The sequence below is a fragment of the Stenotrophomonas sp. CASM106 genome (assembly GCF_049384825.1).
GTDB classification, from domain to species: domain Bacteria; phylum Pseudomonadota; class Gammaproteobacteria; order Xanthomonadales; family Xanthomonadaceae; genus Stenotrophomonas; species Stenotrophomonas muris.
The window spans coordinates 526,420-540,736 of the sequence record NZ_JBMRFS010000004.1 but is presented as its reverse complement, the minus strand read 5'-3'; the positions used below and the strand labels follow the sequence as shown (position 1 = coordinate 540,736).

Annotated in this window: 13 protein-coding genes; 6 read left to right on the top strand and 7 right to left on the bottom strand. The window is 68.9% G+C overall.

Annotated features, from left to right (window positions below):
• The first annotated feature begins 87 nt into the window (after positions 1 to 87).
• The 3 genes from VG556_RS13080 to VG556_RS13070 are packed head-to-tail and all read left to right on the top strand — an operon-like array spanning position 88 to position 2,159.
• Positions 88 to 678 (top strand): Sua5/YciO/YrdC/YwlC family protein, encoded by a 591-nt coding sequence (locus tag VG556_RS13080; protein WP_080053022.1) that lies wholly within the window; start codon positions 88 to 90, stop codon positions 676 to 678.
• Positions 679 to 721: 43 nt separating this feature from the next.
• Positions 722 to 1,411 carry a hypothetical protein gene (locus VG556_RS13075; protein ID WP_014648571.1) on the top strand — a complete coding sequence of 230 codons (690 nt, stop codon included), beginning with the start codon at positions 722 to 724 and terminating at the stop codon, positions 1,409 to 1,411.
• A gap of 34 nt (positions 1,412 to 1,445) precedes the next feature.
• Positions 1,446 to 2,159: a hypothetical protein gene (locus VG556_RS13070; protein ID WP_100450922.1), complete on the top strand. Its 714-nt coding sequence runs from the start codon at positions 1,446 to 1,448 to the stop codon at positions 2,157 to 2,159.
• A gap of 94 nt (positions 2,160 to 2,253) precedes the next feature.
• Here VG556_RS13070 and VG556_RS13065 read toward each other — a convergent pair whose 3' ends face one another.
• Entirely contained in the window at positions 2,254 to 3,030 is a 777-nt protein-coding gene (locus VG556_RS13065; RefSeq protein ID WP_014038643.1) for an SDR family oxidoreductase, read from the bottom strand.
• A gap of 111 nt (positions 3,031 to 3,141) precedes the next feature.
• On the opposite strand from VG556_RS13065, the gene VG556_RS13060 reads away from it, so the two are divergent.
• On the top strand, positions 3,142 to 3,354 hold the full coding sequence (locus tag VG556_RS13060; protein WP_014648573.1) for a hypothetical protein: 213 nt from the start codon (positions 3,142 to 3,144) through the stop codon (positions 3,352 to 3,354).
• 98 nt (positions 3,355 to 3,452) lie between these two features.
• Here the strand turns inward: VG556_RS13060 and sppA are convergent, their stop codons facing one another.
• The 4 genes from sppA to VG556_RS13040 form a co-directional block, all read right to left on the bottom strand.
• A complete protein-coding gene (gene sppA, locus VG556_RS13055; RefSeq protein ID WP_100450675.1) occupies positions 3,453 to 5,375 on the bottom strand; it encodes a signal peptide peptidase SppA in 1,923 nt (640 codons plus the stop codon).
• Between the two features lie 115 nt (positions 5,376 to 5,490).
• A complete protein-coding gene (locus VG556_RS13050) occupies positions 5,491 to 6,855 on the bottom strand; it encodes an MATE family efflux transporter (RefSeq protein WP_046432753.1) in 1,365 nt (454 codons plus the stop codon).
• A gap of 206 nt (positions 6,856 to 7,061) precedes the next feature.
• The gene (locus VG556_RS13045) at positions 7,062 to 7,643 is read right to left on the bottom strand and encodes a DUF3106 domain-containing protein (RefSeq protein ID WP_032958258.1); all 582 of its coding nucleotides are present in this window, start codon (positions 7,641 to 7,643) and stop codon (positions 7,062 to 7,064) included.
• Positions 7,636 to 8,640, bottom strand: a complete 1,005-nt coding sequence (locus tag VG556_RS13040) for a hypothetical protein (RefSeq protein ID WP_100450676.1) — start codon at positions 8,638 to 8,640, stop codon at positions 7,636 to 7,638. The genes VG556_RS13045 and VG556_RS13040 overlap by 8 nt, the downstream gene beginning before the upstream one ends.
• A gap of 412 nt (positions 8,641 to 9,052) precedes the next feature.
• On the opposite strand from VG556_RS13040, the gene VG556_RS13035 reads away from it, so the two are divergent.
• Complete coding sequence (locus VG556_RS13035; RefSeq protein ID WP_100450923.1) at positions 9,053 to 11,230, top strand: primosomal protein N'; 2,178 nt, start codon at positions 9,053 to 9,055, stop codon at positions 11,228 to 11,230.
• Between the two features lie 96 nt (positions 11,231 to 11,326).
• On the opposite strand, the gene VG556_RS13030 is transcribed toward VG556_RS13035, so the two are convergent.
• Positions 11,327 to 11,947, bottom strand: a complete 621-nt coding sequence (locus VG556_RS13030; protein ID WP_014648579.1) for a glutathione S-transferase family protein — start codon at positions 11,945 to 11,947, stop codon at positions 11,327 to 11,329.
• Positions 11,948 to 12,080: 133 nt separating this feature from the next.
• Positions 12,081 to 12,860: an NYN domain-containing protein gene (locus VG556_RS13025; protein WP_014648580.1), complete on the bottom strand. Its 780-nt coding sequence runs from the start codon at positions 12,858 to 12,860 to the stop codon at positions 12,081 to 12,083.
• Positions 12,861 to 12,983: 123 nt separating this feature from the next.
• Between VG556_RS13025 and VG556_RS13020 the strand changes: the two genes are divergently transcribed.
• Complete coding sequence (locus VG556_RS13020) at positions 12,984 to 14,264, top strand: NAD(P)/FAD-dependent oxidoreductase (protein WP_100450677.1); 1,281 nt, start codon at positions 12,984 to 12,986, stop codon at positions 14,262 to 14,264.
• Positions 14,265 to 14,317: the final 53 nt, after the last annotated feature.

Below are 14,317 nucleotides of genomic sequence, written 5' to 3'. Positions count from 1 at the left end.
CCCCCCCCCCCCCCCCCCCCCCCCCCCCCCCCCCGGCCCCCCACTACCGGGCCAGGGTCCACCCCTTCTGCACGCCGCAGGGGGATAATGGGGGCCCACGTCGGGCCGGTCGCCGCCATGAAAGAACTCACCCTGGACTCTGCTGTCGCCACGCTCCGCGCCGGCGGCGTGATCGCCTATCCGACCGAAGCGGTCTGGGGCCTGGGCTGTGATCCCTCGCATGAGGCGGCGGTGCACATGGTGCTGCGGCTGAAGCAGCGCCCGATCGAGAAGGGCATGATCCTGGTCGCCGCCGAATTGTCGCAGCTGGAGGGCTGGGTGCGCCTGCAGGCGTTGCCCGATGCCCGACAGCGCGCGGTGCTGGCCAGCTGGCCGGGTGCCAACACCTGGATCCTGCCGGCCGGTCCGCGCGCCCAGCCCTGGATTACCGGCGAGCACAGCGGCATCGCCGTGCGCATCAGCGCGCACCCGCTGGTCGCCGCCCTGTGCCGCGCCTGGGGGGGGCCCCTCGTCTCCACCAGCGCCAACCTGGCCGGTGAACCACCGGCACGCAGCCGTGCCGAGCTGGATCCACGCCTGCTGCGCCTGCTCGATGGCATCCTCGATGGCGAAACCGGCGGCCTGGCCCAGCCCACCCCGATCCGCGACGCGCTCAGCGGCAACGTGCTGCGCTCCTGAGCGGACGATTGCACTGCCACGCACAATCACGCACCCTGCCGCCATGAACCTGCTGCGCACCGCCCTGGGCCTGTGCCTGCTGCTGCCATGGACCGCACCAGCCGCCGAGGACGTGCGCGTCTACCGCTGCGTCGCCAGCAATGGCGCCGTGGCCCTGCAGGACAGGCCCTGCAGCAGCGGCCGGCAGGAGGTGCGTGACCTGCAGCGCCCGCGCGATCCGGCACCCCGGGTGGTGCGCAGTGACGCCCCTCCCGCGGCGCCCAGCGAGGTTCCGGTGATGCGCGATCGCGAAGTCCGCCACGTCTACATCCAGCCGCCACAACCGTTGTACGAGTGCGTGAGCGACGACGGTCGCCGCTACACCAGCGACAGCAACGAGGGCAATCCGCGCTGGGTCCCGTTGTGGACCAGCGTGTGGCTCCCGCACGGGCACCACGGCGCGGTCCATCCCGGTCCACGCCCGGGCTTCGGCACGCCGGTCGGTGCGCCGATCGGTGAAGGCACAGGCTACCGGCCGCCTGCGGTGGGCGTCGGCGTGCAGGTGCCGGCCGGCAGCGTGCTGGTCCGTGACAGCTGCCATGCGCTGCCGCCGCAGGACGTCTGTGCGCGCCTGCGTGACCGCCGCTGGGAACTGGACCGCCGTTACAACAGCGCGCTGCAGAGTGAGCGCACCGCCATCAGCAATGAACAGCGCGGCATCGACGCGCGCCTGTCGCGGGACTGCGAACGCTGAGCGCGATGCCTGCCGGGGCATGTACGCTGTGCGCATGAAGAACCTGATCTGGCTGGCCCTGGGCCTGTTCGCCGGCAACGCGTTGGCCGACGACGGGGTGATCTACCGTTGTACCTCCAGCAGCAGCGATGTGCCCACCCTGCAACGCACGCCCTGCCCTGCCGGCAGCAAGCAGCAGGTGGTGAGGGTGCCGGCCAGTGCTCCGCCGGCGCCGGCCTCAGCGGCACCCGTGCCGGCCGCGCCCGGACCGGCCGCGGCCACTGCGCCGTCCGTTCCCACACCCGCGCCTCGTCGCCCCGGCGAAGGACGCACGATCATGGAAGCTGGCATGGTCGAACGCGAAGGCGGCGATCTGATACTCGACAGTGCATCGCTGCCGCGCCAGGCCGATGCCGCGCCGGACAGCAATGCGCCGCCGAAGCCGCCGCTGCCACCGATCTTCCAGTGCACCGACAGCCAGGGCGGTGGCTACCTTCACGAATACGAAGCCGCCCCCGGGCGCTGCGAACTGATGACCGTGCAGGGACTGGGCGGCGCCACGCCGGTCAATGCCGCCGGCTGCGAAGTGGTGCGCGACCGCTGCGAGGAACTGCCGGACGTGCAGCGCTGCAGCAGCTGGCAGCAACGCTTCCGCGACGCACGTGGCCGTGAGCGGTTCGCCTCGCCGGAAAACCGCGACAACGCCCGTGGGGAACGCGAACGGCTGCAGGGCGTGCTGGAGGCCAGCAACTGCCCGGTACCGGGGTGACAGCCACCCGGTAGTGCCGGCCGCTGGCCGGCAATCGCAGGATCTTCAAATGATTCCAGTTGCCGGCCAGCGGCCGGCACTACCTTTTGGAAGATCAGAACCCGTAGCGCAGGAAGCCGCCATCCACCGCGATGCATTCGCCGGTGACATAGCTGGCCGCCGGCAGGCACAGGAAGCCGACGGCTGCGGCCACTTCCTCCGGCTCGCCGATGCGGCGCATCGGCGTGCGGTTGATCACTTCCTCGTAGTAGTCCGGGTCCGACAACGGACCGGACGTGCGCCGCGTGCGGATGTACCAGGGCGCCACCGCGTTGACCCGGATGCCATCCTCGGCCCACTCGACGGCCAGGTTGCGGGTCATCTGGTGCATCGCCGCCTTGGTCATGCCATAGACCACGCCACTGCGCACATGGGTCAGCCCGGACACGCTGCCGACATTGACGATCGACGACGACGCGTGCCGGGCCAGCAGCGGATGCGCGTAGCGCGACAGCTCGAAGGCCGAGAACAGGTTGGTCTCGAAGATCTTGCGCCATTCGTCCTCGGAATATTCCGTGGCCGCCTTGGTGACGTTGCCACCGGCATTGTTGACCAGGATGTGCAGGCCATCGCTGTGATCTTCCACCCAGTCCAGGATCTGCCGACGGTCCTCGTCATCGGAGACATCGGCCGCCAGCGCGTGCACCTGGTGCTGCGGATAGACATCCAGCAGTTCGTCGCGCGCCGTTTCCAGCATGTCGATGTCGCGGCCGACGATCATCAGGTCGGCGCCGAGGCCAGCCAGTTCGTGCGCAATGGCCAGGCCAATACCGGCGCTGGCACCCGTGATCAGGGCCGTCTGGCCGTCCAGGCGCCACCGTTGCTGGGTCATGAGTCCTCCGGGGCCGCGCCCGCTGTGTTTCGATGCCGCAAGGATACGCGCTCACGGCAGCGCTCGGCCGGGGATGCGACACTTGCCATACGCCCACCGCGGAGAGCCGCCATGCGCATCCTGACCCTGTTCTCGTCCCTGCTGGCCGGCGTGCTGCTGATGGCCTGCCAGCGGCCGCCGACGCCGAACCCGGAGAAGCCACCGGTGCCCAAAGCGATGTCGCGTGCGATGCAGGAACCGCTGGACCGCGCCAAGGGCGCGCAGAAAGCGGTGGAAGAGGCCGCCGCACGCGAACGCAAGGCCGAGGCCGACGCGACGCAGTGACCTGTGGGGTCAGAGCCCTTTGCGGGGCAAAGGGATCCGACCCCACCAACGAAAACGCCCGGCCAAGGCCGGGCGTTTTCATTCGGTACCGTTGCCGATCAGAACCCGCAGAAGCAGTAGGCCAGCGCCTTCACCGGCGTGCCGTTGCCCTTCTCGCGCGCCGCGTTCTCTACAAAGCGCAGCTGCGTATCCACTTCCGGCATCGTGCGCGCCAGCACCATCCGCGCCATGCCCGAGTCGGACAGCATCCAAGCGCCGGCACGGCTGCCGGCGAAACCGCTGACGAACTGTGCGAACGGCGTGGCTGCCTTCTCGATGTAGCGCACGCGATAGGCATCGGCCTTGCCCAGCTTGGCGCGGCTGGCCGCATCGGCCACCGCGTCCTTCAGGCCACCGAAGGCGTCGACCAGGCCGCGTTCCTTGGCCTGTGCACCGCTCCACACGCGGCCACGGGCGACCTCGTCCACGGCCTCGACCGGCTTCTTGCGGGCGTCGGCGACACGGCCGGTGAAGTCCGCGTAGCCCTTGTTGATCACCGTCTGGATGACCTGGCCCACGGCGGGGTCCATCGGGCGGGTGACATCGAAGGCGCCGGCGAAGCGGGTGGTGCCGACACCGTCGGTGTGCACGCCGATCTTGTCCAGCGCGCGGCTGAAGTTCGGCACCATGCCGAAGATGCCGATCGAACCGGTGATGGTCGACGGATCGGCATAGATGCGATCGGCGTTCATGCTGATCCAGTAGCCACCGGAAGCGGCCAGATCCCCCATCGACACCACGACCGGCTTGCCAGCGGCCTGCAGGGCTACCACTTCACGACGGATCTGCTCGGAGGCGAACACTTCACCGCCCGGCGAATCCACCCGCAGCACCACCGACTTCACGTTGTCGTCGTCGCGCGCGGCACGCAGCAGCGCCGAGGTCGACTCGCCACCGATGCGGCCGGCCGGCAGGTCACCGCCACTGATTTCGCCGGCGGCCACCACCACGGCCACCTGCGGACGCGAGTCCACCGGGTTGCGGCGCGCGTCGAGCAGGGCCAGGTAGCGGCCGAAGTCAACGTTGCGGAAACCACCGTCGGCATCCTCGTCGGCCACGCCGCGCTCGATCATCAGATCCTCGAATTCCTCGCGGGTCTTCAGCGCGGTCACCAGCTTCTGCTGCAGGGCGAACTTGGCCAGGTCACCACCGGCGGCAGCGATGCCTTCCGGCAGGGTGTCGATGCCGGCGGCCAGCTGTGCCGGATCCAGGCGGCGGGCCTTGGCGATGTCGCCCAGGTAGCGCTGCCACACGTCGTTCATCCAGAACAGGTCGGCTTCCTTGGAGGCCGGCGACGCCGCGTCGAGCACGTACGGCTCGGCCGCGGACTTGTACTCGCCCACCTTGAACAGGTGCACGTCCACGCCCAGCTTGTCCTGCAGGCCGGTGCGGAAGTACTGGCGGTAGCGGCCGAGGCCTTCGAGCACGACCGAACCCATCGGGTCCAGGTAGACCTCGTCGGCCTGCGCGGCCAGCAGGTACTGCGACTGGCCCATGCTCTCGCTGTAGGCCACCAGCTGCTTGCCGGAGGCGCGCAGGTCCTGCAGCGCGGCGGCCACCTCACGCAGCGAGGCGAAACCGGACGGCTGCAGCTTGTCCAGCTCCAGCACCACGCGTTCGATCTTCTTGTCTTCCTTGGCCGACTCGATCACCCGCAGCAGATCGCGCAGCTGGATCTCCTCGGCGCCGTTGTCACCCACCGCCTTGGCCAGCGCGCGGCTGACCGGGTCGGCGCTGAACTGCTCGACCAGGCGGCCTTCCGGCGCGATCACGAGCGTCGTGCGGTCCTGCAGCGACTTGCTGGCACCGGCACCCATGCCGGCGGCGATGACGAACATCACCAGCAGCAGGAACAGCAGGCCGAAGAACACCAGGTTGAGGATCAACCGGCGGGTGAAGTTCATGACGTCCCACAGCCCGATGAAGAAACTGGCGACGGGGTTGCGACGCGCCGGGGGCAGCGGGGGCACGGGTTGATTCATGGAACGCTCCGGATGGCTTCTTGCCGTGGTACCAGCATAGCCGGTGCCGCGTGATGCAGCATCGGACACAAGTCAGGGGATCGCCCGTCACGGGTGAACGTGGCGGGCGGGAAGATCAGGACAGCGCGGATTGCCCGATGCGCTGGCTGCTGCGGCGCAGGCGCCAGCCCATCAGGATGGCAGCGGCGGTCAAGCCGACGATCAGGCCGATCCACATGCCCTGCGGGCCCATGCCCAGCCCCAGGCCGAGCCCGGCGCCGAGCGGCATGCCCAGGCCCCAGTACGCGAACATGGCGATGAACATCGGCACGCGGGTGTCCTTCAGGCCGCGCAGCGCGCCGGCCGACAGCACCTGGATGCCGTCCGGGAACTGGAAGGTGGCCGCGTACAGCAGCAGGGTCGAGGCCAGGCCGGCCACCGCCAGGTCGTTGGTGTACACACCGACGATGGCATCGTGGCCGAACAGCAGCACCGCCGCCGACAACGTCTGCGTGCCCATGATGATCGCGTAACCGGCCCAGGCCGCACGCCGCACGCCGAAGCCGTCACCACGGCCGACCGCATGGCCGACGCGCACGGTGGTGGCCTCGGCCACGCCCATCGGGATCATGAAGCACAGCTGCGCGACATTGATCGCGATCTGGTGCGCAGCGGCTTCGTTGGCACCAAGGCGGCCGATCAGCAGCGCGGTGACGATGAACAGGCCGCCCTCCATCAGCACGGTGATGCCGATCGGCAGGCCGGTGCGCAGCAAGTCCCAGATCGCCTTCCAGCGCGGCCCTTCGAAATGCGAGAACAGCTGCAGATGGGCGAAGCGCCTGGTGAACCACAGGTAGGTGGCGAAGGCGATTGCCTGCAGCCACATCATCACCGCCGAGGCGATGCCCAGGCCTTCGGCGCCCATTTCCGGGAAGCCGAGCTTGCCGTTGGCCAGCACATAGCCCATCGGTGCCAGCACCAGCAGGCCACCGAAGCCGAGCAGCATGGTCGGCAGCGTCCAGTGCATGCCTTCACTGAGATAGCGCATGCAGAAGTACAGGGTCAGCGCAGGTCCGCCCCAGCGCACCGCATGCAGGAACGCGGTCGCCCCCGGCACGATGTCCGGCGCGATGCCGAACGACGGCAGCAGCGGCGGCACCACGGTGAGGAAGGTGAACATGATCAGGCCCAGCCCCAAGGCCAGCCACAGTGCCTGGCGGAACAGCGGGCCGATCTCGCGCTCGCGGCCGGCGCCATGCAGCTGCGACACCGAGGCGGTGAGCGAGATCAGGGTGCCGATCGGAATCAGCATCGGCAGCCACAGCAGCGCCGTACCGATGGTGACGGCGGCCAGTGTGGCCGTGGCGTGGTGGCCGGCAATCACGTTGTCGACGAAGGAGATCAGACCGGTGGACACATGGCCCAGCACAAGCGGCAGGGCGAGCAGACCGGTGGCGCCGACTTCCTTGCTGAAGCGCGGCGTGGAGGTTGCAGTAGACATAAGGTGCTTGACGCGAACTGCGGTTGCGCGCGAAGGGCACAGGCACCGGGTTGCGGGCGCCCATCTTACGCGGGCGGCGCCAGCATTCCCATGACGTGGCGTGAATGCTGGGTTTCAGCCGCCCCACACAAAAAGGGGACGGAGGGGATTAAGTCGTTTCAGGCCCACTAGTGCCGGATGCGACTTAATCCCCTCCGTCCCCTTTTTTACTGGCCGGCCTGGCGCTTGAGCCAGCTGTCGCGCTCGGCGGCGGGCACGGCGAGGAAGGCGCTGCGCACTGCGTCGCGTTCCTGCGGTGGCGTGCGCTGCGCGACCAGAGTCAGCTGGGCCAGCTGCGCCGGGCTGAGCTGGCGCAGTACGGCCAGCGCGGTCTCGCGCTGTTCCGGCGGCACGAAGCCGAACAAGCCATGCAGCTTGGGGAATTCCAGGCCCAGTTGCGGGCCCAGCCGCCACCCGTCGCGGAACGCCTGGTCCTGGTCGCGGAACTGTTGGCGCAGGCGCTGCTGCTGGTCCGCAGGCAGCGCATTGAATCGCGCAGCCGCCTGGCGGATGCGCTCGCGCTCTCCTTCCGGCAGCGCGCGCCAGGCGGCGTAGTCGGCGCGGCGCTGGCGCTGCTGCTGCGCATCGAGCTGGGCGAAGCCAGAGGGTGCTGCCGTCGACGGTGCTGGCGAAGCCACCGGCGTGGCCGGCGACGTCGGTGGCGGCAACGGCACGTTCAACGATTGCGGCGCGGCAGACAGCGACAACGGCAGGGCCAGCAGCAGGCTGGCGAACACGGACTTATTCATCGGCAGCAGCGGTTTCCAGCGTGGCACTGGCCGGCTCCGGCCGGCTCGGCCTGGATTGCGATTCATCCACCGGCAGCGGGCCGCCCGCGGCAGTCCACGCGTACAGGTCGGCATCGGCGACCAGCGGGTAGTCACGATCGGCCAGCATCGCTGCGTCGTCCGTGGCCTGGGCCGTGGTCGCATCCGGCGTGGCGTTGACCTTGCTGGGTGGCAGGGCTTCCACCGTCACCGGACCGGCTTCGCCCACCACTCCCTCCGGCAGCGGTGCATCACTGCCGAAGGAATGCCCCTGCCAGTGGCGCCAGCCCAGCGCTGCGGCCAACAGTACCGCCACGGTCGCCAGCAGGATCAGCGGACCGCGCCAACGTGGCTTGGCGTTCGTGCGACGGCGCTTGCCATTGGCGGCCGCCCGCTCATCGCGCTGCGGTGCGCGCCAGCTCGGGGTCGGGGCTTCGTTGTGGGCGGTCGCGGCGGCGGGTTGCTGCAGCTGCTGCAGGCGCGCGGCCGGCAACTCACGGATACGCGCCTGCACCTGTTCGGCCAACTGGCGCCAGGCCGAGGCATCCGGCTGGCCGTGGGCGTCACGCGGGCAGGCGTCGGCCAGCAGGTTCTGGTAGCCGGCCTCGTCCTGGTCGAGCACGCGCATGGCGATGCCCTCGTCCAGGCTGCCACCCACCCGCAGCAGCAGCGCAAGGCGCGGCAGCGGCGGCATCGCGCCCAGCACGGCCAACGGCGGCAGCCACTGCCCGCCCACCGGCTCGCGCAGCGCCTGGCGCTGGCCCAGAAGGGTCCAGAAGCGGGTCGGCCACTGCGCCATCGGCAGGTCGCTGGCCACTGCGGCAAAGGCGCGCATCACCGCCACCAGGGTCTGCTCGGCGCGCGCGGCATCGCCGCACTGCAGTTCAGCGACCACCAGGGCACGGCGCTCGACGCCACGCAGGAACGCCGACAGCGCGCCGGCCGCGGTCGAGGAAACAGGGGCGGGCACAGCCGTCATCGGTCACTCCAAAGGTCTGCCGGCATGATAGCGGCAGGCCATCGACGCCCGTAGGACTTGCGCCCACAGGCACTTCGTGCTGCAGGTTGTGCACAGCACCACGCCCCCTCCGGCGAAAACTGTGGCTTCGGGCTGAATTCACTCTGTTTCAGCATTGTTTCACACTTAAGGTATTGATTTTATTGTCCTTTGTTGTGTGGCGATTTTTTGACCAACCCAAGCGTGAGGCCGTCGCCATCGGCCTTCTACGTTTCCGATGGCCGTTAACGCACAACGTTATCCACAGAACATGTGGATAAGACTGAATCTCCAATGGACACCGATATTTAGGTGACATTTATGATTCAACGGGCGCCGCCCCGCCGCTCCCGCTGCTGCCATTCGCGCGCGCATGGCCCGTTACACTGGCCCGATGCTTTCACCGATTCCGACCCTGCAGGTCGCCCTGCCTGTCCCCCTGCCCCGCCTGTTCGACTACCTGTCGCCGGAGGGCGATGCCCCGGCGCTCGCGGTCGGCTGCCGCCTGAAGGTGCCGTTCGGCAACCGGGAGCTGGTCGGTGTGGTGGCAGGGCACGGCCAGACCGACGACGGCCAGGGACTGCGCCAGGCCCTGGCCTGGTGCGACCCGCAGCCGCTGCTGCAGGGGGAGCTGTGGCAGAGCCTGCAATGGCTGGCGCGCTACACCCATGCGCCACTGGGCGAGGTGCTGAGCACCGCCCTGCCCGGCCCGCTGCGCCATGGCGAGGTCCTGCCCGACACACACCACTGGGGTTGGCAGCTGACCACCGAAGGCCACGCCCAGCGTGAAAAGCTGCGCGCCGGCAGCCGTCCACGGCAACTGGCCGAGCTGCTGGCCGAAGCCATCGTGGATGAGGACGTGCTGGGCGAACGCATGCAGGACTGGCGCACCGCCGCGCGCAGCCTGGCCAAGCGCGGGCTGGCCGAGCGGGTTGCGCTGAGCGTGGCCCCCCAACACGCGCAGCCACTGCCCGGTCCCACGCTCAACCCGGACCAGGCCGAGGCGGTGGCCGCGATCAATGCCGCCGACGGCTTCCAGCCGTTCCTGCTGGATGGCGTGACCGGCAGCGGCAAGACCGAGGTCTACCTGCAGGCGATCATCCATTGCCTGGCGCAGGGCAGGCAGGCGCTGGTGCTGGTGCCGGAAATCGGCCTGACCCCGCAGACCCTGGCACGCTTCCGTGGCCGCCTCGGCATCGCCGTGCATGCGCTGCACTCGGGGTTGAACGACAACGAGCGCGCGCGCGTCTGGGCAGCGGCCTCACGCGGCGAAGCGCGCGTCATCGTCGGCACCCGCTCAGCGGTGTTCACGCCGCTGCCCCAGGCCGGCCTGCTGATCGTCGACGAGGAACACGACGGCAGCTACAAGCAGCAGGACGGCATCCGTTACCACGCGCGCGATTTCGCCCTGGTCCGGGCCAAGTCGCTGGGCGTTCCGGTGTTGCTGGGCAGTGCCACGCCCTCGCTGGAAACCCTGCACAACGCCTACGCCGGGCGTTACACCCACCTGCGCCTGAAACAGCGCGCCGGCGATGCGCGGCCACCGCGCGTGCGCATCCTCGATGTACGCAAGCGCCCGCTGCATGACGGCCTCTCGGCCGATGTGCTGGCCGGCATCGGGGAGCATCTGCAGCGTGGCCAGCAGGTGCTGGTGTTCAAGAACCGCCGCGGCTACGCACCGGTGCTGCTGTGCCACGACTGCGGCTGGACCGCGCCATGCCAGCGCTGCGATGCGCCGATGACCGTGCATGGTGGCGGTCGTCGCCTGCAGTGCCACCACTGCGGCGCGCGGCAACCGGCGCCGCTGGCATGTCCGGCCTGCGGCAGCCTGGCACTGCAACCGCAGGGCATCGGTACCGAACGCCTGGAAGAACATCTCACTGCGGCCTTCGCCGACTTCCCGGTGGTGCGCATCGACCGCGGCACCACCTCACGGCGCGACGCGCTGGAACAGCAGCTGGCGAAACTGGGCGACCAGCCCGGCATCCTGGTCGGCACACAGATCCTGGCCAAGGGCCACGACCTGCCCAAGCTGACCCTGGTGGTGGTGGTGGGTATCGATGAGGGCCTGTTCTCGGCCGACTTCCGCGCCAGCGAAAAACTGGCGCAGCAGCTGATCCAGGTGGCCGGCCGCGCGGGACGTGCACGCGACCCGGGCGAGGTCTGGCTGCAGACCCATCACCCCGGGCACCCGCTGCTGGAAACCCTGGTGAGCGGTGGCTACCATCCGTTCGCGCAAGCCGAGTTGAACCAGCGCCAGGCGGCCGGATTCCCGCCCTTCGCGCATCTGACGCTGATGCGCGCCGAAGCGCAGCAGGTGGAGCATGCCAATGCATTCCTGCTGGCGGCCCGGCACCTGCTGGGCGAACAGAACGTGGTCGAGGCCTACGGGCCGATGCCGGCGCCGATGCCACGGCGGGCCGGTTACCAGCGCACGCAGCTGCTGCTGTCTGCGGTGCAGCGGCCGCCTCTGCATGGCGTGCTTTCGCAACTGGTTCCGCAGCTGTACGCGCTGCCGGAAGCACGCAAGGTGCGCTGGTCGCTGGATGTGGATCCAACGGATCTTTATTGAAGGGTCAGAGCCCACCCGTCGAGTGGGATCCGACCCCGATGCCCTGGGGTCGGATCCCTTTTCGCAGAAAAGGGTTCTGACCCCGGACGCCTTCGCTTACGTCAGCGGCGACATCACGCCGCGCTGGTAGGCCGGTCGCTCACGCAGGCGCGCATACCACTCGGCCAGGTGCGGCAGGTCCGGGCGCTGGATCGGCAGTTCATACCAGGCGTACACCAGCGAGCCGAGCGGAATGTCGCCCATGGCGAACGTCCCGCCCGACAGCCATGGCTGCGTGGCCAGGGTGGCATCGGCCATCGCCAGGTAGTCACCGGCACGGACGATGGCCGCGCTGATGCGCGCTTCGTCACGGTCGGCCGGCGCGGTGCGCATGATGCCCCAGACCAGGTCGCTGTACAGCGGCGCCATCCGCGAGGTGCTCCAGTCCATCCACTTCTCGGCCTGCGCGCGCTCCATCGGGTCCTCGGCGTACAGCGTGCCCAGCGCATAGCGCGCGCTCAGGTAACGCACGATGGTGTTCGATTCCCACAGCGGCAGGCCGTGGTCCTCGATCACCGGCACCAGGCCGTTGGGATTCATCGCCTGGTACTCTGGCGTCTGCGTGCCGCCATGGCTGCCGCCGACTTCGATGGATTCGTACGGCAGGCCGATCTCCTCGGCACACCACAGCACCTTGCGGACGTTGCTGGAATTGCGGCGGCCCCAGATCTTCAACATGCGGGTTTTCCTTGCTGGCAATGCGAGCGGCAACGATACGCCTGATTGGAGTGGAGATGTGCGTGCCGGATGCGGGATCGGGCATCTACAGCATGCCGGCCAGCGGCCGGCACTACCGGTTCTTTTTCCGGCACTACCGGTTCTTTTTTGGCAGCGCGCGCACGTAGGACGACTTGCCGTCCTTCTTCAGCTCGAACAGGCCGATCGCCGCCAGCAGATCGCTGAGTTTGCCGTAGCCATAGTTGCGCGGATCGAACGAGGCCTGGTTGCCGATCTGGCTGCCGACCGGCCCCAGGTGCGACCAGCCATCCTCGCCCTCGGCCGAGGACACCGCGCGGCGCAGCATCTTCACCAGCCGGGTGTCGCTGCGCATCTCCGCCCCGCTCTTGCGCGGGCGTGCATCATCATTGGCGACGGGCTCGTTCGATGCCTGTTCGCTCGATGCCTGCTCGGCATCCGGCACGCTGGCGTGGGTCTGGCCCAGCGCTTCCAGGTAGGTGAACTTCGAGCACGCGTTGACGAACGGTTCCGGCGTCTTCTTTTCGCCGAAGCCATACACCTTCACGCCGTCGGTCAGCAGGCGCATCACCATCGGGGTGAAATCGGCATCGCTCGACACGATGGCGAAGCCATCAAGGTTGCGCGCGTACAGCAGGTCCATGGCATCGATCACCATCGCCATGTCCGACGCATTCTTGCCCTTGCTGTAGGCGAACTGCTGGATCGGGCGGATCGCATACTCGTGCAGCACCGCTTCCCAGCCCTTCAACCGCGGGCTCTTCCAGTTGCCGTAGGCACGGCGCACGTTGGCCACGCCATAGCGGGCGACTTCGGCCAGGACCTCGTCGATCTTCGAGGCCGGCGCATTGTCGGCGTCGATCAACAGGGCGATGCGCTTTTCCGGTTCGCTCATGGATTCCTCGCGGGCGGTTGCCTGAACCCGAGTATCGCCGATCCACGCGGGCGCTGACGTGACAGGTGGCCGCCGTGCGAAGATGCCAGGCGCTTCCCCCAATGCCCCCACTGGAGTGAGTCGATGAGTCGCGAGCGCGTTCCCCACCTGGTCGTTGTCGGCGGCGGTTTTGCCGGTCTCTGGGCCACCCGTGCCCTGGCTCGCGAGCGCATACGCATCACCCTGGTCGACCGCCGCAACCATCACCTGTTCCAGCCGCTGCTGTACCAGGTGGCCACCGCCGGCCTGTCCGCGCCGGATATAGCCGCACCGCTGCGCCACATCCTCGGCCACCAGCGCAACGTGGAAGTCCGCCTCGGCGAAGTGGTCGCCATCGACAAGCAGGCACGGCAGATCGGCATGGCCGATGGCAGCACGCTGGACTACGACAGCCTGCTGCTGGCCACCGGCGCTACCCACGCCTACTTCGGCAACGACCAGTGGGCCGATGATGCCCCTGGCCTGAAAACGCTGGACGATGCCATTGCACTGCGCCGCAAGCTGCTGCTGGCGTTCGAACGCGCCGAGGCCGAACCGGACCCGGCCAGGAAGGCGGCGTGGCTGAGTTTCGCCATCGTCGGTGGTGGTCCCACCGGCGTCGAACTGGCCGGCACGCTGGCCGAGATCGCGCGCCACACGCTGCGCAACGAATTCCGCCACATCGATCCGGCCAGCGCCAAGGTGCGGCTGGTCGAGGCTGGGCCGCGCGTGCTGTCCTCGTTCCCGGAAGTGCTTTCGCTGAAGGCGCGCCGCCAGCTGGAAAAGCTGGGCGTGGAAGTGCTGACCGGTACCCCGGTGAGCGACATCGACAGCCAGGGCTTCAAGCTCGGTGAGCAGTTCGTGCCGGCCCGCACCGTGGTCTGGGCCGCCGGCGTGGCCGCTTCACCACTGGCGCGCACGCTGGACGTGCCGCTGGACCGCGCCGGCCGCGTGCAGGTGCAGCCGGACCTGACCCTGCCCGATCACCCGGAGCTGTTCGTGGCCGGCGACCTGGCCGCACTGAGCCAGGCCGACGGCAAGCCGGTTCCCGGCGTGGCGCCCGCGGCCAAGCAGATGGGCAAGTACGTGGCCGAGGTGGTCCGCGCGCGCCTGCATGGCAAGGCGGCACCGGGGCCGTTCAAGTACGCCGACTACGGCAACCTCGCCACCATTGGCCGCATGGCCGCGATCGTGCACCTGGGCCGGCTGCAGCTCTCCGGCGTGCTGGCCTGGTGGTTCTGGCTGGCCGCGCACGTGTTCTTCCTGATCGGCTTCCGCAACCGCATCGTGGTGCTGCTGAACTGGGCGGTCGCGTACTGGAGCTACCAGCGCAGCGCGCGCATCATCTTCGGTGATGACCAGGACGACCGGCGGCCGAGGCGGTAAGGCCGCACGCAACAGGGGTCGGATCCCTTTCCGCGGGAAAGGGCTCTGACCCC

Bases quoted from the DNA above. Each gene is read 5' to 3' on its own strand.
- VG556_RS13040 (WP_100450676.1), bottom strand. From the start codon at position 8,640: ATGACGGCTGTGCCCGCCCCTGTTTCCTCGACCGCGGCCGGCGCGCTG.
- VG556_RS13050 (WP_046432753.1), bottom strand. From the start codon at position 6,855: ATGTCTACTGCAACCTCCACGCCGCGCTTCAGCAAGGAAGTCGGCGCC.
- VG556_RS13020 (WP_100450677.1), top strand. From the start codon at position 12,984: ATGAGTCGCGAGCGCGTTCCCCACCTGGTCGTTGTCGGCGGCGGTTTT.
- VG556_RS13075 (WP_014648571.1), top strand. From the start codon at position 722: ATGAACCTGCTGCGCACCGCCCTGGGCCTGTGCCTGCTGCTGCCATGG.
- VG556_RS13060 (WP_014648573.1), top strand. From the start codon at position 3,142: ATGCGCATCCTGACCCTGTTCTCGTCCCTGCTGGCCGGCGTGCTGCTG.
- VG556_RS13065 (WP_014038643.1), bottom strand. From the start codon at position 3,030: ATGACCCAGCAACGGTGGCGCCTGGACGGCCAGACGGCCCTGATCACG.
- VG556_RS13080 (WP_080053022.1), top strand. From the start codon at position 88: ATGGGGGCCCACGTCGGGCCGGTCGCCGCCATGAAAGAACTCACCCTG.
- VG556_RS13030 (WP_014648579.1), bottom strand. From the start codon at position 11,947: ATGTTGAAGATCTGGGGCCGCCGCAATTCCAGCAACGTCCGCAAGGTG.
- VG556_RS13025 (WP_014648580.1), bottom strand. From the start codon at position 12,860: ATGAGCGAACCGGAAAAGCGCATCGCCCTGTTGATCGACGCCGACAAT.
- sppA (WP_100450675.1), bottom strand. From the start codon at position 5,375: ATGAATCAACCCGTGCCCCCGCTGCCCCCGGCGCGTCGCAACCCCGTC.
- VG556_RS13045 (WP_032958258.1), bottom strand. From the start codon at position 7,643: ATGAATAAGTCCGTGTTCGCCAGCCTGCTGCTGGCCCTGCCGTTGTCG.
- VG556_RS13070 (WP_100450922.1), top strand. From the start codon at position 1,446: ATGAAGAACCTGATCTGGCTGGCCCTGGGCCTGTTCGCCGGCAACGCG.
- VG556_RS13035 (WP_100450923.1), top strand. From the start codon at position 9,053: ATGCTTTCACCGATTCCGACCCTGCAGGTCGCCCTGCCTGTCCCCCTG.